Below are 19,461 nucleotides of genomic sequence, written 5' to 3'. Positions count from 1 at the left end.
ATTATTGGAAAGGGAATTGGGTAAACCGTACCTCACCCATAGCCGTCTTTTCATATTTCCCTATGCAAAACTGCCGAAAAGCCCGGTCAAAATTAGGCTCTTCAGGTATTGGGTCAGAGGGTGTACCTGCTTTGTCTGAAAAGAAATACACAGTAGTTTTCCCATACTTGGTGTGGGGCATAAAATCTCCATATTGTCTCATTTCCTGCCATAAGGTATCGGGGCTGAATACAGTATAAATTCTGATTACGGGCCCGGTGTTGTTTTCATTTCTGTAAAAGCCAATTTCCTCAAAATCCGTCTCAAGATCCCCTACTCCTGGCTGAAACATGGTGTCCGCCACGATATAGATCATCAATCCGACCACCAATACTCCGATAAAATAAATGAGTTTCTTACCTTTCATTTCCCTGCCATTCGATTTAAAGCTTTAATTTAGGGGAAAAATTCAACAATGGCCTTCGAATACATCAAAGCCCTGCATATCATTTTTGTAATCACTTGGTTTGCAGGCTTGTTTTATATAGTCAGGTTATTTATTTACCAGACTGAAGCTTATCAAAGACCTCCTGAAGAGCAGAAAATCCTAGCACCTCAACTCAATCTGATGGCGAGTCGCCTTTGGCTGATCATTACCTGGCCTTCCGCTATCCTGACCTTGATCTTTGGGTTTTGGGTATTGTATTACAGGTGGGGTTTTATGCAGTTGGGTTTTATGCATGCCAAGTTGGGATTTGTGCTGTTCCTTTACATTTATCACTTCATTTGTCACAAAATCTACAAAGACCTACAGCAAGGCATCACAAATTGGACCTCCACCCAGTTAAGAATCTGGAATGAAGTTGCAACTATTTTGCTGTTTGCTATTGTTTTCCTGATAGTACTTAAAAGCCTGATCAGTGTAGTTTGGGGCATTGTAGGGTTAGTAGTCCTGAGCGCTTTGATGATGGCAGGAATTAAATGGTACAAAAAAGTAAGGCAAAATAAGGGTGAAATTTAATTCTATGGAACAATTTGCCAAGCATTAAAATCTGTTGGGGAAAAGAAGAAACTCCTTAAATAAAAATATCTCGATATGAAACTGGAAAAAATTTTAGGAATATTCCTTATCGTGTTGGCTTTCAGCAGCTGCGATTCCGGAAACAAAGAAAAAGAAGAAGACCAAAACAAAGCTTTGCCTATTTTGGGACACTCCCATATCAATGAGTTTGAAATGGAAGGTAAAGTGGTAAAGGACACCATCTACCACAAGATCGCAGATTTCAAATTCACCAATCAGGAAGGTCGGGAAATAAGCAATTATACCACTGATGGTAAAGTGTATGTTGCAGACTTCTTTTTTACTACCTGCCCTACAATCTGCCCAATCATGAAAACACAGATGCTTAGGGTGTATGAAAAATTTGGGGACAATGACAATTTCATGATTCTCAGCCATACCCTTGATCCGGAACATGATACGGAAGAATTACTTAAAGATTATGCTTACAGAATCGGTGTAGAGGATGATAAAACCTGGCATTTCCTAACGGGAGATCAGGAGAAAATCTTCGAAATAGGCCAAACCAGTTACCTTACTACTGCCATGTCCGATCAGTCAGAACCAGGAGGCATATTACATTCAGGAGCTTTTGTACTGGTCGACCAAAAAGGGAGGATCCGAGGCGTTTATGATGGCACCAAAGAGGATCAGGTCAATAAACTAATGCGCGACATCCCTAAATTGCTTCCTTCAGATGGGTAAAAATTCTTTTTGGCTTATATTCTTCTTCGCCTTTTGTATCCTTTGTGCATGCCAACCATCAAAAAAAGATGAAAACTCTCTTGCGTCCATCAAGGATACAAAAGTCCTACAATATGCCATAGAAGGAAAGGTCTTGTACGACAGCTATTGCGCCAACTGTCATCAAAAAGACGGAACAGGTTTGGGAAAGCTTATTCCTCCCTTAAACCCTTCAGATTATATGAAAGAAGATATAGGAAGGACTGCCCGGATAATCAAACATGGACAAAAAGGTGAAATAGTAGTCAATGGTGTGGTTTATGACCAGGTGATGCCTTCGAATCCAAGATTGACCAATATGGAGATCGCCCAGATCATGACCTACATATACAATATTTGGGGAAATAAAGAAGGGCTGATTGACGCCAATACTGTAGGGGAGTATTTACAGGAGAGTCAATAACTTAGATAAAAAGATAAAAATTTATGTATCCACGAAAATTTTCACCATTACCAAAAGAAATTAATTCGACATGACATACAACCCTAAGAATTGAAGCTATACGCAAAGAAAAGCAAAATCAAATTAATCTTTTTTTCCTAAAACATTTCTTGCCTCGGCCATACTTTCTTTGATATCCTCATTTACCTTTTTGACCTTATCTTTTTGGTCAAGAAGGTAATTCCTGTATTCTTCATCTGACATCTCTTCTGATGAGGGCTTGTACTGTCTCATCCAGACAAACATTCCATCAAAAGCCTGATCCATCCTATCGGCAAGCTGACTCAACTCTCTGATCTTTTCGGAGTTAGCCACAGTATCTTCTTCTTGAAGGGCCTCTGAGATTTTCAAAATCTCCTTTCGCAATGACTTCAGATCCCCCATTTTGGGCATTACCTCATCATGTATAGCAATCACTTCGTCACGGAGCTCTTCATTGGAAGTTTCTTGGCTTCGACAGGAAGAAAGTATTAATGTAAAACAAATAAAACAGCTTATACTGATAAAAATGTTTTTCATATTTACGTTGTTTGGCACTGCAAGGTAGCACTTATTTTATAAAAACAGTAATTATTTATAAATACAATTATGGGCTAAATATAATCCATTTTTTAATTGTAATAATTATTTAATAATCCCAATTTACAAATTATTTATCGATTCCTATTATCTAAAAATATTTCTTTACTGCATTAACACAAAGATTTATTGGTTTGGTTAATTTTAAACCACAACTCATCCTACTATGAAAGAATTTTGTTTTGCCCAAGACCAAATCGTAACATCTCAATCAGCTCATCTGCATCCAATGGATATTGGCCTTATCAGAGGCTATGGAATTTTTGATTTTTTCAGGACTTCCAATTATACACCTCTGTTTTTGAGTGATTATTTGGACAGATTCATCCGCTCTGCTGAAAAGACACATCTCAGCCTAAAATTTTCAAAATTAGAATTGGAAGCAATTATCAGGGAACTGATTGATAAAAATGACCTGTCGGATGGAGGAATCAGGATGCTTTTGACGGGAGGGGTATCGGACAACCACTTTTCTCCTACAAATGGAAGCCTGTTCATATTCAACGAAGCGCTTGACTTTCCATCTACAGAGAAATACGAAAAAGGGATCAAACTTCTCCCTATAGAGCATGTCAGGTATATTGCTGATATCAAGACAACCAATTATGCCTTCCCTGTATGGCACAGTAATATCTGGAAAAAAGAAGGAGCCGAAGATGTCTTATACCACCTCAATGGACAGGTTTCTGAGAGCTCCCGATCGAATATTTTCATCATAAAAGACGGAGAAATCGCTACCCCTGATCAACATATCCTTCATGGCATTACTCGGAAGAGGGTAATAGAGCTTGCACCGGAAGTGAAAATAAGGCCCGTAAGCTTTGAGGAACTAATCCATGCTGAGGAGGCGTTCATCACCTCTACTACCAAAAAAATTCTTCCTGTAACAAAACTGGGGGACCGGAAAATAGGATCGGGAAAAGTAGGAACAAAGACATTGCAACTTATAGATTCCTTTGCAAAAATGGAACAAAAAAGCTCTCAAAATTGAGAGCTTTTTTTTTCAGTTTAGCAATTCTGCATTTTTCAGAATATACATGAGCTTTTCGGGATCTGAGTCATTAAGTGTAAGCGTCCCCCTTACCTTCACCCTCTTAGAAGTATACTTGATAGGATTTTTCATCATTACTTCCATCACGGTCTCTGGCCCTCCTGATCCACAAAAGAAACATTCCGCCAAGGGCAATGAAGAAAGGATAATGTGTTCAGGCTTAAACATACCTTCAAATGGTATGATATATCCATCTGCCTCCACTGTTTTTCCTTCCAGACTTTTGATTTTATCTCCAAATACAGGTATGTACAATTCCCCGAATTCATCCTGACCTATCTTGTAGGTAACCTCTGACAGGTCTCTCCACACACTTTGGGAAGATTGGCCATACGCCAGCCCCATTGCCAATATGAATATCAGGGAAAGAAAGGTTCTTTTAATCATCATATTTTTAATCATTTCTAATTTGGGTTCGAAATTAAGATTTTGTGAGCTGCTTGGCAATATCTGTTTGATAAGCGTTCCAAGCGGGGATAAGAGAGGCAAGAATACCTACTATTATCGCATATGCCAGTATATACAATTCTTCTACCAGAAATACAGATGCACTAAGACTGCTGACAGCCCCTTGTTCATTGAGGCTAACGATAATACTTAGGAAAAGGTGCCCCATTCCCATTCCTACTACGGCTCCAAGGAAGGTAAGAATTACTCCCTCCAAGACAATATGGAAAAACAACTGCCCACTGGAAGCACCTAAGGTTCTCATCACTGCCAAATCATATTTCCTTTCTTTTAGGGAATTGAACAGTGCAATGAAAATACTCAAACCGGCTATCACGATGATGACAAAGGCCAAACCCTGTATCAGCTTTACCCCTATGCCCAACAACTCAAACAGTCTGGAAATTTCAAAAGAAGGAGAGGCTGCTTGAAGGTTTGTTCGGCTATTGATCATCCTTGGCAGCTGTACTGCAGCCATTGGATTTCTATACTGCACCAAAAGAGAAGTCAGCTCTCTATCTTCATCCCCAGGGTCCGGGAAGCCTGTTGTCGCTACTTTTGCTTCAAACTTGGAATGATCATGGTCTTCGTCATGGGTGTACCATACCGATTCAATGCTGGTAAGGACAAGCTTATCCAGCACATTGTTCATGGGTTCCAAAATCCCAGTAATGGTGTAAGGGTGCTCGTCATGCTCATGACTACTGCTTCCTATTCCGTGGGAACCTACAAAATTGTCTCCGACCTTCAAATCCAGTTTTGTGGCCACTTCATGGCCGAGCACTACCTCAAACGGTTTTTCCCATCTTTGCCCTTCCTGAAGTCCTGCTTCATATAGATCCAGGTAGTCGTAATTGGTCCCTACTATCCTGTACCCTTGATAGTTATCCCCCAATCCCAGAGGAATTACATTTTTGATCAGCCTGTTGCGAAGCAAAGGAGCGGCATCATCCATTTCAATATTGCCGGTCGGAAAATCAATATGGTACACACTGGATAGGATCAACTGGAGTGGGCTGCCTTTTGCCCCCACTACAAGATCAATTCCTTGGGCATCTTTGGTCATTTTGTTTTCAAACTGATCTTGAATCAAAATCAGAACCGTAATGATTGCCAAACCCAGGGCAAGTAAGAGGATATTCAAACCAGTATTCAATGGTTTTGATATCAAATATTTCCAGCTTAGTTTCAACATGTTCATGCTACACCTCCCATCGTGATTTGGTTGGAAATATGATCTTTCACCCTTTGGTCATGCGTGACAATGACCAAAGCAGCATTGAACTTTTCGGCTTGTTCTTTCAGTAACTTTACCACCGTTGCGGCATTGGCATCGTCTAGACTTGCTGTTGGCTCATCTGCCAGAATAAGTTTCGGACTGTTGGCCAAAGCCCTTGCAATGGAAACCCTTTGCGCTTCCCCTTCTGAAAGGGTATTGACACGGGATTTTTTCTTCTCGAAGATTCCCAGCTCTTTGAGTATCCCATCGATTTTATCACTGTTTTTTCCTGAGAAAAAATTCGCAAGCTTTAGGTTTTCCTCCACTGTCAACGGAGCTAGTATGTGAGGTTTTTGGAAAATGATCCCGATGTTTTTACCTCTGAATTTATCTAACTTGGCACCGGAAAGTGAATAGAGGGAAGTGCCATCTATGTTAATCTCTCCCTTAAGTGGCTTCAATAGCCCCCCTAGCATATTCAAAATAGTAGTCTTCCCACTGCCTGAAGCCCCTATAATGAGTAATTGCTCTCCAGGCTTTAACAGGATGTCAGGTATATTGAACTTTTGGTTTTCTTGATAATAAAATTCCAGATTTTTTGCTTCAAGCATAGTTATTTGGTAATGGGTATGGAGACGTAGAAAGTTGTTCCTTTACCTTGTCGGCTATCAAAGGTGATATCACCTTTCAATACGTCTATACATTTTTTTACAATGGACAATCCTAAACCGGAACCCTCTATGATTCCTACGTTTTTTGCTCTAAAGAAACGGTCAAATAGCTGGTCATGTTCCTTTTCAGGGATTCCAATCCCCCTATCCCTTATCACTCCTTTCAAAATTCCCTCTTCCTCATAGACTTCAAAATCTACTTCCTGGCCATCTTTGGAATATTTCACGGCATTGGACAGCAGGTTTTCGAAAATCTGGTACAAAAGGTCGTGATCTGACACTATGGTCTTAGGAAGCTTACCTTGTTTGAAATTGATCTTTACATCATTTTCACTTCCAGCACGTACTACATCCACCACTTCATTGAACATTGCCATCAAAAACATTTTATGTGGCTTATAATCAATTTTGTTGGCATCAGCCTTCCCAAAGAACAACACAGAAGTAAGAAGGCTGTTTAAGCTCCTTACAGAGTTTTCTATTTTGTCGGCATGCTTCATAATTTTAGCTTTGAAAGGGTGATCCCTTTCGGCGTATTTCTGAAGCAGCTGGGCCGAACTGAGAATGGATGTAAGAGGTGTCTTAAACCCATGAGACACGTTTAGGACAATCCGCGATTTCAATTCACCTATCTCTCTTTCTTTCTCCAAAGCGCGGGTAAGTTCTTTATTGGCTTCCGCAAGGTCTGCAGTTCTCTGTTTGACTTTTTCTTCCAGTTCATTATTGAGCTTCTGAAGCTCCTTTTCCTTTCTGTCCTTAAAGATTGCCAGCTCAATCACCATATTGAGTTCGCGGATATTGAAGGGCTTGATGACATAGGCTGACGGATTTGTCCCTACTACCTTGGAGAGGGTTTCAGCATCCGTGCTGGCGCTGAGGTAAACGACAGGTATGTCATATTTCTCATTGATAATTTCAGTAGTACGTATACCGTCAAGCTCTCCTGCCAGGTTGATGTCCATCATGACTATGTCAGCCGGACTTTCTTCAAGAATTTCCAATGCCCTTTCCCCGGAATCCGAGATACCTATGATGTGGTGATTGTTTTTTTCTAGGGCTTTTTTGAGCAAAAGCGCGGAGACATGGTCATCTTCCGTGATCAAAATCCTTAATGGAAACATATAAGCTGCTTATAAGAGTCTGCAAAATACTAGATAATTTCAATACCAAAAATCAATTTGGGTGTAGAGGTAGCAAAACTGTCACACAGGTTCCTACGCCTTTCTCACTTTCAACCTTGATTTCTCCTTTCATAAGTGAAATCAGGTTTTTTGTAATGACCAACCCCAAGCCCGAACCTTCATAAGCCCTGCCATACCCCCTACTTTCCTGCTCAAAAGGCCTATAAATTTTGGAAAGAAATTCTTCACTTATACCTATTCCTTGATCTTCAACCTTAAATTCGAGCATTCCGCCTTTTTCCTGGAGAAAAACCTGTACCATTCCTTTTTCAGAATACTTGATGGCATTGCCCACGAGATTGTTAACTATCATTTCAAAATATCTCTGATCTATGGCACCATAAAAAGGCTGTGTTTCAAACTTTGACCTGAGCACAAGCCCTTTTTTCAAAGCCAATGACTTCAAAGGAACCAAAATCTTGCTTAAGAAGTCATTCAGATTGGTTTCTGTGTACAAGACCTCCATTTTATTCGCTTCTATCTTTGATAGATCCAGAATACTGTTGATGGTCTCCAAGAGCCTTTCTCCGGATTCACGGATGATTTCAAGCTGGTTGACAAGAGGTTCATCATCCTGTCTTTCCATCATGATATTCTCTGCTGTACCCAGAATCCCATTTAACGGGGTGCGGATTTCGTGACTGATATTGGCCAGAAAGCTGGTCTTTACCCTATTGGATTCTTCGGCCTTTTCTTTGGCAAGTTCCAGACTTTCTTCATATCTTTTGGTAGCAGTGATATCACGAAATACGCTCAGCAATACTTTTTTACCTCCTATATTAGAGCTTAGGAAAGTGATATAAAATTCCACATCTTTGAGTCCTGATTTAAACGGCATTTTCATTTCGGATTTTACCACCTGCCCATTTGATTGGCTTAGCATTTCAAGCATTTTTCCCCGCTGATCAAAATAATAATCAGGGTCGGAGAAAAGATCTGTAATATTCGGTTCTGAAATCCTATTGACATCGATTCCTGCCAAGCGGGCCATCGCAGGATTTGCAAAAAGTATCTTTCCTCCTTCTACGGATATCACCAAGCCATCTTGGGAACTGTTCCATACGTTTCTAAACTGGTCTTCAGTGATTTTAGCAGCTTCTGTCTTTTCATCGATCTTTTTCTTTAAGGCTCCCTGCTTTTTGAATTGACTTAGAAGTGTACTCAATAAAAATCCTATACCCAAAAACACAAACAAAACCAAAATAATGAACCAAGCTTGCATATAGATAGGCTGTAATATGGTAAATTTCACTGAGCTGACAGCATCAGATACATCAAGACCTCTCAGTCCTGCCCTCAATTGCAGTTGGTATTCACCGGCCGGAAGATTATTGAAGTAAAGATAATTGTTTCTTGGATTGACTGATTCTACCCAATCTTCATGATATCCGTCCAACTTGTAAGAAACCACCAGATCTGCTACCTGCAAAAACGACACAGCATCAAAATCAACCCTGACAGAGTTCTTATTAAAAGGAATTTTGGATGGATTGAAATCCTCCTCAGGATCGCTTACCAGACTTATTTTCCCCATTTTTACAAATGGCTTAAAGTTCCAGGTAATATCCTCTTCTGGGTAATAAACGGAAAGCCCTCTCTGAGTACCGATGTATATTCTTCCATCCATCGCTTCCTTGAAAGCCCCCCTATTAATTTCAGATCCAGAGAGTCCGCTTTTTTCGTCAAAATTCCTTAATGTGACTCCATCATATTTGTAGACCCCTTTATCTGTACCTATCCAGACATTCCCTCTACTATCTTTCAAAAGCGCATAGATGGGCCTTCTGATCTGCTGACCATTTAATTCCCAAAAGGAAAACTTACCGTCTTCCCATATCTTCAATCCCTGTTCGGTGCCAAAAAGTACCGAATTCCCTAAATCCAAAAAATCAAAGCCTACAACTGTCACCATTTCTTCATCCTCATACAAGCCGTCCTTGAACAGATTGCTTCCTCCTTGCATAAATACTATCCTCCCATCTTTCAAAAAGCCTACTTTTCTAAAAAACGCTTCCTCCTGACCTAGTCTTTTCAAAAACATCTCAGTGATATCATTATCATAATGCATTTTTCCAATGTTTCTGATATTTGAAAGATAAACTCTGTCCCTACTCACTACATAAAGCGAGTCGCCCAAGGCATACACCGCTGTGACAAATTTTTCCAAAGGGCTGGGAGAATAAGTCACTTGTTGTGTTTTAGGATCAAACCGGCCTAATCCTTCCAGATTGGAAGAAAACCATACAATACCATTTTTGTCTTTAGAAAAATTAGTTACCCTATTTCTAGGCTGACCTCTTAGCCTTTGATCCTCTACAACAGTCTTTACTCCTGTTTTGGAAAATAGCTGTAGGCCATTATTAAAGCCCAAAAGAAACTTCCCAGGCTCCAACTCCATCAAAGCCGTCACCTCATCATCCAGCAAAGGATTGAATTTGAAATTTTGAAATCTCAGGGATTTGATGTTCAATACACCTCTATGAGAACCTAACCAGATAATGTCTTCCCTATCGATGTAGGCATAATATATATTGTAAGATTTCAATTCTTCAAAAGCATCAATTTCCATAATGCTTTCTTTATCCAAATCCAGTTTGTACAAATGAGAGTTGTAATGAAAAAAAACTATTCCATTAACTATTTGAAGCCCACTATAATCCGTAAGGCTGTAGGTATTTCTGGTAAAACCGGTATGGTGAATGATTTCAGGCATATTTAGCTGTTTACCTGAAGCCAGAAAATCCGGACCTAGGAAAAAATAGCTTTGTCTTTTTTCATCAAATTTTATGTGAGAAACAGGTGATGGCAATTCAAGTCCTTGCAGTTCAAACCTCTCCAATCCTGCTTGCCCCCATCGATAAGCGTGATGTTGAAATAATAAAATGGGAGCTCCATCATTCTCAAAGATAGATTGAAGATAACCAACTTGATTGTACTGAAATGATGCAAAATCCCATTCTCTTTGCATTTTTACCGCTAGAAAACCTGATGACTGAAATACCATGACAGCATTTTCACCCTTACCTTCAATGAGAATCTTTATTTGGCTCAGGTTGACATTTTCCATTATCTCCTGGGGGAATTGGTATTCCCTCCATTGATAATAATCCCAATAAAAAGCTTTGAGCGAACCGGTATGGTTGTATATCCATATCCTCCCCTCTCCATCTTTTAGCAGGCCTACTCTGGATTCGAGCTGAGCATTGATGCTGTCAGGAAGTGGATAAGTGAAAAAGCCATCTGAGAAAAAACACCCAAGGAAGTATTGAACCACATCTTCCCCTCATTGTCTTGAATAATTTCAAATACATTATCCGAAGGCAGATCGAGTCCTTTGATGATTCTGTTAAACTGAAAGACTTGTGCCTTGACAGGCTGAAAAATCAGAATACAGAAAATAAGGTAAATAAATGTTTTTTTCATGGTAGGTATGAATACCGTCTAAATTATAAAAAGATAGGCACACTGTAAATTAATTGGATATTGTTTCCCTTTTCTTTTTGTCAACGGGCTTAATCTTTTATTTTTGTCGAAACTTTAAAAATCAAAACATGAGTGTTTTAGTAAATAAGGATTCAAAAGTAATTGTGCAGGGCTTCACCGGATCTGAAGGTTCATTCCATGCGCAGCAGATGATAGAATACGGAACCAATGTCGTTGGCGGGGTTACTCCCGGCAAAGGTGGTTCTACCCATTTGGAAAAACCAGTCTTCAATTCTGTGGAAGAGGCTGTTGAAAAAACAGGAGCTAATACTTCCATTATTTTTGTTCCGCCGGCCTTTGCAGCAGATGCTATCATGGAAGCCGCAGATGCAGGTATAAAAGTTATCATAGCTATCACTGAGGGTATTCCGGTGGCTGACATGATGAAGGCAAAGCCTTACATCAAGGAAAGGGGCGCTACCTTGATCGGTCCAAATTGTCCGGGAGTCATCACTCCGGGAGAAGCCAAAGTAGGCATTATGCCAGGTTTTGTATTCAAGCAAGGCAGAGTGGGTATTGTATCCAAATCAGGAACTTTGACTTATGAAGCAGCTGACCAGATCGCAAAAGCAGGTTTGGGTGTATCTACAGCTATCGGTATTGGCGGTGATCCAATCATTGGTTCTTCTACCAAAGACGCCGTTCAGTTGTTGATGGAAGATCCGGAAACTGACGCAATCGTTATGATCGGTGAAATCGGCGGAAACTATGAGGCAGAAGCTGCCAAATGGATCAGGGAAAACGGGAATAAAAAACCAGTGGTAGGCTTTATCGCAGGACAGACAGCACCTCCGGGACGTAGAATGGGACATGCCGGTGCCATCATCGGTGGAGCAGATGATACTGCTGCTGCCAAAATGCGCATCATGGCTGAAAATGGTATTCACGTAGCTGAATCACCTGCTGAAATCGGCGCTGTTATGGCGAAGGTTTTGGGCGTTGAGGCTTGAGAGAGAGAGAGAATAGTTAATAGTTAATAGTTAATAGTTAATAGTTAATAGTTAATAGTTAATAGTTAATAAATAAAAAAACCGTCAAGAATATGTTCTTGCCGGTTTTTTTATTGTGATCTTGTCAAATAGTTAGACTGATTTGAATTAAACAGACAAGAATTGATGGGAAACTGCCCAAACAGACTTTCCAGAGTTACGAAAAATTGATCCACTTCAATAATTATATTCAAGATGCATGCTATTATAGATATTATTCACATTGAACCTTTCAAATTGACTTTGAAATTTGAGTCCGGTGAAATTAGAAATGTCGATCTTCAAAAAAAACTAATAGAATGGGGGGAAAATCCAAAATCTAAATTTGCCGATTTAAAAGAACCCAAGAATTTTCTAAAAGTAAAAATCGATCCAGAGTTCCAATCATTGGTGTGGGACAATGGCATAGATCTTTGTCCTGATTTTTTGTTTGAATTAGGTATTGAAGCAAAAGACAAAAGCATTGCATAGATACAAGTATGAATTGGATCTATGGGATTAAAGTTTTAATTCCTGAAACTTTCGGTTTTAAAAGAGAAATCCGAATTACTTAAAGTTTTTTAACTCACAACTTAGAACCCAAAAACGTATTTTTCAAAAAAAATTAGTCCATGAAGTATTTTCCTATTCTGATATTCTTGCTGTGCAGTTCTTTAATATCCAAAGCACAAACCAATACAATTCTTGGCCAGGTGATTGATGCTGATACCGGAGAGCCATTGGGATTTTGCAATGTGGGCTGGGTAAATCTCAGCAAAGGCACTGTATCTGATCAGGTGGGAAGATTCAGGTTGGAGATGGGTCCGGAAAACTCAGATCATTTATTGAAAATCTCCAAATTTGAAAAATCACTTTTCCGCATAAATCTCTATCAATTATTAGAAAATGAAACCTATGATCTACTTCCCCAAAATGGGGAGATACTTCATGAGTTGACCCAAGAAATGGGCAGTATTTTAGAAGTCGATTTGACCCCATACGAGATCATAGTCAATGGAAAATACCTGATTGGACTGGAGTGGGTTTCCTATGAAAACCAAGTTAACTCAGGGATACTCACTATTAGCACCTCCTATCCATTTGGAAAAACACTTATGAAAAATTCCAGTCATGACAAATGGGAAGAAATAAAAGGAGCACCATCTATACAGGTAGATGGTGCTCTATTAATTCAGGATTAAAAAACGGTCAATAAAGTTGTTAAAAATTTGAAATTCAATGAATTACTCCTCATCCATTTTATCCAATCCGTGTTTTTGTTCGAATTGATTTCTTTTGATCTCGAAGCGTTCGATTTCCTGGTTGACAAAATCCAGAGATTGATTGTAGCGGCTGAACAACTCCCCCATGTTTTTTTCCATTTCGGAAAAATTAAACTCCATGGCATCCAACTGTAGCTGAGAAGCTTTCTCAACCATCGCCTGCTGACTGTTTTTCAAATCTTCCAAAAGCCTCAGTGCCCTATCCATTTTCTCTAGTTTTTCTCTGTTATTCATAATTGTATCATGTTGTTGATGGATATTAAGTTGCAAACACCGTTCCGAAGAGGCCTTAATGAGTAAATAGGCAATTCAAAACATTCCATGCCTTACTAATTTCACAATCTTTAAATTTTTAAATTTTCAATTCCTTACCTTTGCCGCTTCAATTCCAATTCTAATGATTTCAATTGACAATATTGCAGTAATTCACGGTGGGCATGCTTTGTTCAGCGATGTATCTTTTTCCATCAATCCCAATGATAAAATTGCTCTGATGGGAAAAAATGGCGCAGGAAAATCCACCATGCTCAAAATCATCGCCGGAGCAACCAAGCCTTCCAAAGGAGGGGTCTCCGCTCCAAAGGATGCCATCATTGCCTACCTTCCCCAGCACCTGCTTACGGCAGACGACTGCTCTGTTTTTGACGAGACAGCCAAGGCCTTTGCTTCCTACTTGGACCTGAAAACAGAAATAGATACGCTCAACGAAGAACTTACTGTAAGGACGGACTACGAATCTGAGGAATACTACAAAATCATTGAAAGGGTTTCCGAGCTTTCCGAAAAATTCTATTCCATAGAAGAAGTGAATTACGAAGAAGAAGTAGAGAAGGTCCTGTTGGGTCTGGGATTTGAAAGGAATGATTTTAAAAGGCCTACTTCAGAATTCTCCGGTGGCTGGAGGATGAGGATTGAGCTTGCCAAAATACTTTTACAAAAGCCCGACCTGATCCTTTTGGATGAACCGACCAACCACCTTGACATAGAATCCATCCAATGGCTGGAGGAATTTTTGACTGAAAAAGCCAAAGCCGTGGTGGTCATTTCCCACGACCGTGCTTTTGTAGACAACATCACCAACCGGACCATAGAAGTAACCATGGGACGTATCTATGACTACAAGGCCAAATATTCCCATTACCTTGAGCTGAGAAAAGAAAGGCGCGAGCAACAACAAAAGCAATACGACGAGCAACAGAAATTCATAGCCGAGACCACACAGTTTATCGAAAGGTTCAAAGGCACCTATTCCAAAACCCTACAGGTCCAATCCCGGGTGAAAATGCTGGAAAAGCTGGAGATTGTAGAAGTAGATGAGGTGGACACCTCAGCACTTCGCCTGCGCTTCCCTCCTTCTCCAAGGTCCGGTAAATATCCGGTCATCGTAGAGGACCTTACCAAATCTTACGGTGACCATGTGGTCTTCAAAAATGCCAGCATGACAATCGCACAGGGACAAAAAGTCGCTTTCGTAGGTAAAAACGGTGAAGGTAAATCCACCATGATCAAAGCCATCATGGGGGAGATCGACTTTGAAGGAAAATGCGAATTGGGCCACAATGCATTGATTGGGTATTTTGCCCAAAACCAGGCTTCTCTTTTGGATGAAAGTCTGAGCATCTTCGAGACCATTGATCAGATCGCTGTAGGAGAAATCCGTTCCAAAATCAAAGACCTCCTGGGTGCCTTTATGTTTAAAGGAGATGACATCAACAAAAAGGTCAAAGTTCTTTCAGGAGGAGAAAAAACCAGACTGGCCATGATTAAGCTTCTGTTGGAACCGGTCAACCTCTTGATTCTCGATGAGCCTACCAATCACCTGGACATGCGGACCAAGGACATTATCAAAGATGCCTTAAAAGCTTTTGACGGCACTTTGATACTCGTTTCCCATGATAGGGATTTCTTGGACGGCCTGACGGACAAGGTGTTTGAATTTGGCAATAAGCGGGTCAAAGAACACTTTGAAGACATCAATGGATTCCTGAGAAATAAGAAGCTGGAGAATTTGAGGGAGGTGGAAAGAAGTTCTAAATAATCTCTAAATGATATATGCTGCGCGATATTAAAAGATATTAGCCTGTGGCGATATTGGTGGATATATGCTGCGCGAAATTGAAGCGAAGCGGAAATCCCGAGAGCAAAGCGATTCGGGATAAATAGAAATATGCCTGCGGCGATATAGCAATTGGGTTTCAGCGCTTCTTTTTTAGATGAAGCCAGGGTCTTTAAAAAAAAATTGAAGTGCCGAGCGAAAGGCATAAAAGCGAAGCTTTATCTGTGTTCATCTGTGAGATCTGTGGTTATAAATCCTTGTATCGAATCAGCACCAAAGGTTACTATAACCAAGATATTCAGGATAAATAGAAATATGCCTTCGGCCATATAGAAATTGGATTTTAGGGCTACTTTTCTGAATATAGCTTGGACTTAAAAAAATAAATTTGAGGTACTGGCAAAAGGCATAAAAGCGAAGCTTTATCTGTGTTCATTTGTGTGATCTGCGGTTATTTTTTTCTTTTGTAAACCTGTAGAAAAATCACCTTTTTCTATCTTTAACTCCCCAGCATTCTACAGACAATCTCTTCAGTCATTTTGGAAATCATCTGCACATTGAACCAAACTGCATTGACGTCCATCAACATACCATTGGCCAGGTGCCCTGTCACATATAAGTCAGATCCGGCATGAGGGGCCACAGACTGCATGGTTTTGCTGCTGATCACCGCTCCTCCTGCCTTATAAGGAAGAAGCATCTTTTTCTGAAGCATTCCATTTACCAATTTCAGATCCATCTGCTCAAGTCCTGAAGGACTTCCAGTGGCATTGATCAAAAGATCCACCTCAAATTTCTGCCCTGCATCTGATTTCAGTTCAAAAGCCTCTCCATCTCTCACTGCTTTGGCTTTGCTCACACAAGACACCACCTTCAACTTTCCTGACTTGAGCAGTTTTTGAAGTTTTTCAGCATTCTGAATTGGCATAGCATGTCTGTTAATCCCCCAGTGAATCCCCAACCATTGATGAAAATGCAGCTTATCCTCTTCGGAAAGCCAAGACCAAAGGGTAGATGCATCATGTCTTAGGGCATAGGCCATTCGCAGCAGCGGATCCCCTCCTTTTTCAGCCCATTCCAAGTCTTTTTCCAGCAAGGTCAAAGCATCATACCCAAACCTCCTCTCAATCTCCCAATCCATATCCGGGCAGTCCAATTTCACATCTTTTATAAAAAGCCAGTAAAGCTGCTTTAGTGATGGTTTTTTTAGTGCATTTCGTCTATACTCATGTACATTGGGCAGGGTTAAACACTTCCGGTTAAAAGGCTTGGTTTCATAAGGCTGCACTTTGGGAAGCAGACCATCAGGAGAAAACATATAAATCTTCCCATCAAATCCGTTGTCCATCAAGGTCATCACCGAGTCAATCCCGCTTAAGCTGGTACCCATTATTCCTATCGATCCCGCATCTTTACTTTTTTCTACTATAGGGTCACCCAGCCAAGGACTGTGGTAATATTTATTATAGGGCATCAACTCCTCATAAGTATTGGGAGACGGAGTTCCCAAAGCCAAAATCACATAATCTGCACAAAGCTTTTTACCCTCACCATAGGACAATTCATAAATCCCATCGGTGTAATCCAAATCGCATACTTCTTCCTCAATTCTACTTACTGAAAGTTTTTCTTTCTTTGCTTTTTTGATAAAAAGTGAAGCCATGTCTGAAAGATATTCCCCATAAACTTTTCTCGGAGTAAAGACCTTCTCATCTTGCTCATAAAGTTTTGGATAACGTTCTTTTATCCATTCAGAAAAATGACCCGGCTCATGGAAAAAAATACCCATCAAATCTGTTTCCGTATTGAGTATATGCCCCTTCTGATCAGTACCAAAAGCCAAGCCGTAGCCCAGTTCTTTCTTCTTTTCAAACCATACAAGCTCAGTTTTATCCTGAATACTTTCCTCACATATCCTGACCACCAAGTCCACAAAAGCAGCTACACCACAAGCCCCTCCACCAATAATTGCTATTTTCTTTTTCACCATGTTGTAGTTTTTAAAAACACCTTTTCCAAAGTTCCAAACTTTGGAAAAGGTCAAGCTTAATCTATTAATGAGAATACCATCTGCCTGAATTTCCAAGCACTGTCTTCAGCAGGGGAATCCCTTGTCTGTTTCATCATTTCTAATAGCCTCCTCCACCATGGCGTCGAGTTTATTCAATCTTTCGGCAGATATGCCAACAGATTGAGGAGTACCTTCCGAAAGCGGCTGGGATTTTTTAGAAGATAGGTTTTGAGCAAAGACAGCGCATGCATAAAATAAGAAAAAGAGGGTGCTGTTGAGTAGTATCATTTCTTTTATATTTTAGCCAAAGTAATTTAGTACCGCTTATGGGATAAAAAAACTTATTTTTTACCATAAATCAGTATTTTCATTCCAGATCAGTCAATCCCAAAACCTATCACTATGACCATTCTGAAAATCATCCTCCTTTTGAACTTCTTTCTGACAAGCCAAGCGGAAAAAGACGAGGAACTTTATATCCGAATCAATCAGCTTGGATACCTTCCCGAAGACAGCAAAATTGCAGTACTATTCAGCCACAATACCAAACCTGAAACTATTCAATTGATTCAATCCCGTTCAGATAAGCTCATCAAAGAAATCAAGCCTAAAAGAATGGAAAAGGAAAATTGGGGCGGTTTTCAATATTGGGAGGTAGATTTCAGTGAAATACGGGAAGAAGGGGAATATTTTCTCCAGAGCAAAAGGTCAAAAACCAAGTCTCCTGTATTCAAAATTGGCAAGAATGCCTTTTCCAACCATCAGGAAACCTTGCTCGAATTTATGAGACAGCAGCGCTGTGGGTATAACCCCACCTTGGACATGGTCTGCCATCAGAAGGATGGGAGGACATTTTTTGGTCCTATGCCGGACAGCACCTTTGTGGACCTGAGTGGCGGTTGGCATGATGCAGGAGACCAATTGAAATACCTCATAACGTCAAGCTATGCCACAGCCCACATGTTGATGGCCTATAAAATGTACCCTGACCGCTTTGAGGACAAAGTAAATGCTTTGGGACAGGCAATGCCCAACGGGATCCCTGATATTCTGGATGAAGCCAAATGGGGACTGGACTGGATACACAAAATGCATCCTGCTCCTGATCAGCTTTTTCACCAGGTCGCGGATGATAGGGATCACCGTGGATTTAAGATCCCCAACAAGGACAACTCAGACTATGGATGGGGAGAAAATTCCTACCGTGTGGGCTATTTTGCTACCGGCAGACCTCAAGGCTTGATGCAATACCAAAGCGAAGCTACAGGAATAGCCAATCTGGCCGGAAGAAGTGCAGCTGCCATGGCATTGGCCGCCAAGATTTGGGAGGAGGATCTGAACGACCCGGTTTTTGCGGAAAAATGCAAGAAAGCTGCCTTGTCGCTTTATGCCCTAGGCAGAGAAAAAGAAGGGTACCAACAAGGAAACTCCTACTCCGCCCCTTACCGGTACAATGAAGAAACTTGGGCAGATGATATGGAGTGGGCTGCTGCGGAGCTATACAAACTGACAGGGGAAGCCAAGTATCTGGATCAGGCCAAACACTATGCCCTAATGAGCAATACCGAAGACAGCTGGACGGTACGTGATTCCGCTGCACACTATCAGCTATACCCTTTTATCAACATGGGACATTATTCCCTTCACGAAGTGGCAGACGAGGATTTTAAAAAGATTTTAGAAGGATATTACCTGGACGGAATCAAATACACTTTGGCCAGAGCAGAGCGTAATCCTTTCCAAATAGGCATTCCATTTATCTGGTGCAGCAACAACCTACTGACCTCTTTGGTCACACAGGTGATTTTATATGAAAAAATGAGTGGAGACAAGAGTTTTGAGCCCTTTTTGACTGCACAAAGGGATTGGCTGTTTGGCAGGAATCCTTGGGGAACCTCCATGTTTACCGGGATTCCGGAAGGTGGAGAATATCCCGTAGAGGTACATACCAGCACTTATGTCCTGCTCGGTATGGAAGTTCCTGGAGGCTTGGTAGACGGTCCTATTTCCAGGTACATTTATAACAACCTCATTGGCCTGACACTCCACAATACTGATAAATTTGAAAGAGTACAAAACGAGAGAGTGGTGTATCACGATGATGTGGGGGATTACAGCACCAATGAACCCACCATGGATGGCACTGCCGGTGCCATTCTGATGATGACCCACTTCAGTGGAAAAAGGTGATTTGGTTCAATATTCTCTTTGCTTCTTAGCATCCTTGCGAGAAATCAAACTCTCCCTTATTCAAAGATTTGGTTTCACGCGTCGAACGCAACGAGGA

The 19,461-nt window shown here is 40.6% G+C and carries 19 protein-coding genes; 9 read left to right on the top strand and 10 right to left on the bottom strand.

Going from position 1 to position 19,461, the window contains the following annotated elements; translation table 11 throughout:
• Nucleotide 1 precedes the first annotated feature (1 nt).
• Nucleotides 2–406, bottom strand: coding sequence for a hypothetical protein (locus EGN73_RS19520; protein ID WP_219293479.1), 405 nt, complete (start codon nucleotides 404–406; stop codon nucleotides 2–4).
• 48 nt (nucleotides 407–454) lie between these two features.
• Here EGN73_RS19520 and EGN73_RS19515 point away from each other — a divergent pair, with 48 nt between their 5' ends.
• The 3 genes from EGN73_RS19515 (at nucleotide 455) to EGN73_RS19505 (ending at nucleotide 2,186) form a co-directional block, all read left to right on the top strand.
• Nucleotides 455–1,000, top strand: coding sequence for a CopD family protein (locus tag EGN73_RS19515; RefSeq protein WP_219293477.1), 546 nt, complete (start codon nucleotides 455–457; stop codon nucleotides 998–1,000).
• 75 nt (nucleotides 1,001–1,075) lie between these two features.
• Nucleotides 1,076–1,744 carry an SCO family protein gene (locus EGN73_RS19510; protein ID WP_219293475.1) on the top strand — a complete coding sequence of 223 codons (669 nt, stop codon included), beginning with the start codon at nucleotides 1,076–1,078 and terminating at the stop codon, nucleotides 1,742–1,744.
• Nucleotides 1,737–2,186 carry a c-type cytochrome gene (locus EGN73_RS19505; RefSeq protein ID WP_219293473.1) on the top strand — a complete coding sequence of 150 codons (450 nt, stop codon included), beginning with the start codon at nucleotides 1,737–1,739 and terminating at the stop codon, nucleotides 2,184–2,186. The genes EGN73_RS19510 and EGN73_RS19505 overlap by 8 nt, the downstream gene beginning before the upstream one ends.
• A gap of 123 nt (nucleotides 2,187–2,309) precedes the next feature.
• Here EGN73_RS19505 and EGN73_RS19500 read toward each other — a convergent pair whose 3' ends face one another.
• Nucleotides 2,310–2,744 (bottom strand): hypothetical protein, encoded by a 435-nt coding sequence (locus EGN73_RS19500; protein WP_219293471.1) that lies wholly within the window; start codon nucleotides 2,742–2,744, stop codon nucleotides 2,310–2,312.
• Between the two features lie 226 nt (nucleotides 2,745–2,970).
• On the opposite strand from EGN73_RS19500, the gene EGN73_RS19495 reads away from it, so the two are divergent.
• Nucleotides 2,971–3,795, top strand: a complete 825-nt coding sequence (locus EGN73_RS19495; protein ID WP_219293469.1) for an aminotransferase class IV — start codon at nucleotides 2,971–2,973, stop codon at nucleotides 3,793–3,795.
• A 12-nt stretch (nucleotides 3,796–3,807) separates the two neighbouring features.
• Here EGN73_RS19495 and EGN73_RS19490 read toward each other — a convergent pair whose 3' ends face one another.
• The 5 genes from EGN73_RS19490 to EGN73_RS22770 form a co-directional block, all read right to left on the bottom strand.
• Nucleotides 3,808–4,200 (bottom strand): hypothetical protein, encoded by a 393-nt coding sequence (locus tag EGN73_RS19490; RefSeq protein ID WP_425515043.1) that lies wholly within the window; start codon nucleotides 4,198–4,200, stop codon nucleotides 3,808–3,810.
• A 76-nt stretch (nucleotides 4,201–4,276) separates the two neighbouring features.
• Nucleotides 4,277–5,503 (bottom strand): ABC transporter permease, encoded by a 1,227-nt coding sequence (locus tag EGN73_RS19485; protein WP_219293466.1) that lies wholly within the window; start codon nucleotides 5,501–5,503, stop codon nucleotides 4,277–4,279.
• Nucleotides 5,500–6,132, bottom strand: a complete 633-nt coding sequence (locus tag EGN73_RS19480) for an ABC transporter ATP-binding protein (RefSeq protein WP_219293465.1) — start codon at nucleotides 6,130–6,132, stop codon at nucleotides 5,500–5,502. Before EGN73_RS19480 ends, EGN73_RS19485 begins: the two co-directional genes overlap by 4 nt.
• Before the next feature lie 2 nt (nucleotides 6,133–6,134).
• Nucleotides 6,135–7,313, bottom strand: coding sequence for a hybrid sensor histidine kinase/response regulator (locus EGN73_RS19475; protein WP_219293464.1), 1,179 nt, complete (start codon nucleotides 7,311–7,313; stop codon nucleotides 6,135–6,137).
• Nucleotides 7,314–7,365: 52 nt separating this feature from the next.
• Nucleotides 7,366–10,647 (bottom strand): sensor histidine kinase, encoded by a 3,282-nt coding sequence (locus EGN73_RS22770; RefSeq protein ID WP_219293463.1) that lies wholly within the window; start codon nucleotides 10,645–10,647, stop codon nucleotides 7,366–7,368.
• Nucleotides 10,648–10,924: 277 nt separating this feature from the next.
• On the opposite strand from EGN73_RS22770, the gene sucD reads away from it, so the two are divergent.
• The 3 genes from sucD (at nucleotide 10,925) to EGN73_RS19455 (ending at nucleotide 13,026) form a co-directional block, all read left to right on the top strand.
• Nucleotides 10,925–11,806: a succinate--CoA ligase subunit alpha gene (gene sucD, locus EGN73_RS19465; RefSeq protein ID WP_219293462.1), complete on the top strand. Its 882-nt coding sequence runs from the start codon at nucleotides 10,925–10,927 to the stop codon at nucleotides 11,804–11,806.
• Between the two features lie 234 nt (nucleotides 11,807–12,040).
• A complete protein-coding gene (locus tag EGN73_RS19460) occupies nucleotides 12,041–12,316 on the top strand; it encodes a DUF2442 domain-containing protein (protein ID WP_219293461.1) in 276 nt (91 codons plus the stop codon).
• A 140-nt stretch (nucleotides 12,317–12,456) separates the two neighbouring features.
• The gene (locus tag EGN73_RS19455) at nucleotides 12,457–13,026 is read left to right on the top strand and encodes a peptidase associated/transthyretin-like domain-containing protein (RefSeq protein WP_219293460.1); all 570 of its coding nucleotides are present in this window, start codon (nucleotides 12,457–12,459) and stop codon (nucleotides 13,024–13,026) included.
• Nucleotides 13,027–13,068: 42 nt separating this feature from the next.
• On the opposite strand, the gene EGN73_RS19450 is transcribed toward EGN73_RS19455, so the two are convergent.
• On the bottom strand, nucleotides 13,069–13,341 hold the full coding sequence (locus EGN73_RS19450; protein WP_219293458.1) for a hypothetical protein: 273 nt from the start codon (nucleotides 13,339–13,341) through the stop codon (nucleotides 13,069–13,071).
• A gap of 163 nt (nucleotides 13,342–13,504) precedes the next feature.
• Here EGN73_RS19450 and EGN73_RS19445 point away from each other — a divergent pair, with 163 nt between their 5' ends.
• Nucleotides 13,505–15,145, top strand: coding sequence for an ABC-F family ATP-binding cassette domain-containing protein (locus EGN73_RS19445; protein WP_219293456.1), 1,641 nt, complete (start codon nucleotides 13,505–13,507; stop codon nucleotides 15,143–15,145).
• A 517-nt stretch (nucleotides 15,146–15,662) separates the two neighbouring features.
• Here EGN73_RS19445 and EGN73_RS19440 read toward each other — a convergent pair.
• Complete coding sequence (locus EGN73_RS19440) at nucleotides 15,663–17,153, bottom strand: FAD/NAD(P)-binding protein (protein ID WP_219293454.1); 1,491 nt, start codon at nucleotides 17,151–17,153, stop codon at nucleotides 15,663–15,665.
• 105 nt (nucleotides 17,154–17,258) lie between these two features.
• Entirely contained in the window at nucleotides 17,259–17,462 is a 204-nt protein-coding gene (locus EGN73_RS19435) for a hypothetical protein (RefSeq protein WP_246611671.1), read from the bottom strand.
• A 114-nt stretch (nucleotides 17,463–17,576) separates the two neighbouring features.
• Here EGN73_RS19435 and EGN73_RS19430 point away from each other — a divergent pair, with 114 nt between their 5' ends.
• The gene (locus EGN73_RS19430) at nucleotides 17,577–19,364 is read left to right on the top strand and encodes a glycoside hydrolase family 9 protein (RefSeq protein ID WP_219293452.1); all 1,788 of its coding nucleotides are present in this window, start codon (nucleotides 17,577–17,579) and stop codon (nucleotides 19,362–19,364) included.
• Nucleotides 19,365–19,461: the final 97 nt, after the last annotated feature.

Source organism: Arthrospiribacter ruber (assembly GCF_019343195.1).
Taxonomy (GTDB): domain Bacteria; phylum Bacteroidota; class Bacteroidia; order Cytophagales; family Cyclobacteriaceae; genus Arthrospiribacter; species Arthrospiribacter ruber.
Note: the sequence above shows the minus strand (reverse complement) of the source record. Positions and strands in the feature narration are given on the sequence as shown.

Bases quoted from the DNA above. Each gene is read 5' to 3' on its own strand.
- EGN73_RS19520 (WP_219293479.1), bottom strand. From the start codon at position 406: ATGAAAGGTAAGAAACTCATTTATTTTATCGGAGTATTGGTGGTCGGA.
- EGN73_RS19515 (WP_219293477.1), top strand. From the start codon at position 455: ATGGCCTTCGAATACATCAAAGCCCTGCATATCATTTTTGTAATCACT.
- EGN73_RS19510 (WP_219293475.1), top strand. From the start codon at position 1,076: ATGAAACTGGAAAAAATTTTAGGAATATTCCTTATCGTGTTGGCTTTC.
- EGN73_RS19505 (WP_219293473.1), top strand. From the start codon at position 1,737: ATGGGTAAAAATTCTTTTTGGCTTATATTCTTCTTCGCCTTTTGTATC.
- EGN73_RS19500 (WP_219293471.1), bottom strand. From the start codon at position 2,744: ATGAAAAACATTTTTATCAGTATAAGCTGTTTTATTTGTTTTACATTA.
- EGN73_RS19495 (WP_219293469.1), top strand. From the start codon at position 2,971: ATGAAAGAATTTTGTTTTGCCCAAGACCAAATCGTAACATCTCAATCA.
- EGN73_RS19490 (WP_425515043.1), bottom strand. From the start codon at position 4,200: ATGGGGCTGGCGTATGGCCAATCTTCCCAAAGTGTGTGGAGAGACCTG.
- EGN73_RS19485 (WP_219293466.1), bottom strand. From the start codon at position 5,503: ATGAACATGTTGAAACTAAGCTGGAAATATTTGATATCAAAACCATTG.
- EGN73_RS19480 (WP_219293465.1), bottom strand. From the start codon at position 6,132: ATGCTTGAAGCAAAAAATCTGGAATTTTATTATCAAGAAAACCAAAAG.
- EGN73_RS19475 (WP_219293464.1), bottom strand. From the start codon at position 7,313: ATGTTTCCATTAAGGATTTTGATCACGGAAGATGACCATGTCTCCGCG.
- sucD (WP_219293462.1), top strand. From the start codon at position 10,925: ATGAGTGTTTTAGTAAATAAGGATTCAAAAGTAATTGTGCAGGGCTTC.
- EGN73_RS19460 (WP_219293461.1), top strand. From the start codon at position 12,041: ATGCATGCTATTATAGATATTATTCACATTGAACCTTTCAAATTGACT.
- EGN73_RS19455 (WP_219293460.1), top strand. From the start codon at position 12,457: ATGAAGTATTTTCCTATTCTGATATTCTTGCTGTGCAGTTCTTTAATA.
- EGN73_RS19450 (WP_219293458.1), bottom strand. From the start codon at position 13,341: ATGAATAACAGAGAAAAACTAGAGAAAATGGATAGGGCACTGAGGCTT.
- EGN73_RS19445 (WP_219293456.1), top strand. From the start codon at position 13,505: ATGATTTCAATTGACAATATTGCAGTAATTCACGGTGGGCATGCTTTG.
- EGN73_RS19440 (WP_219293454.1), bottom strand. From the start codon at position 17,153: ATGGTGAAAAAGAAAATAGCAATTATTGGTGGAGGGGCTTGTGGTGTA.
- EGN73_RS19435 (WP_246611671.1), bottom strand. From the start codon at position 17,462: ATGATACTACTCAACAGCACCCTCTTTTTCTTATTTTATGCATGCGCT.
- EGN73_RS19430 (WP_219293452.1), top strand. From the start codon at position 17,577: ATGACCATTCTGAAAATCATCCTCCTTTTGAACTTCTTTCTGACAAGC.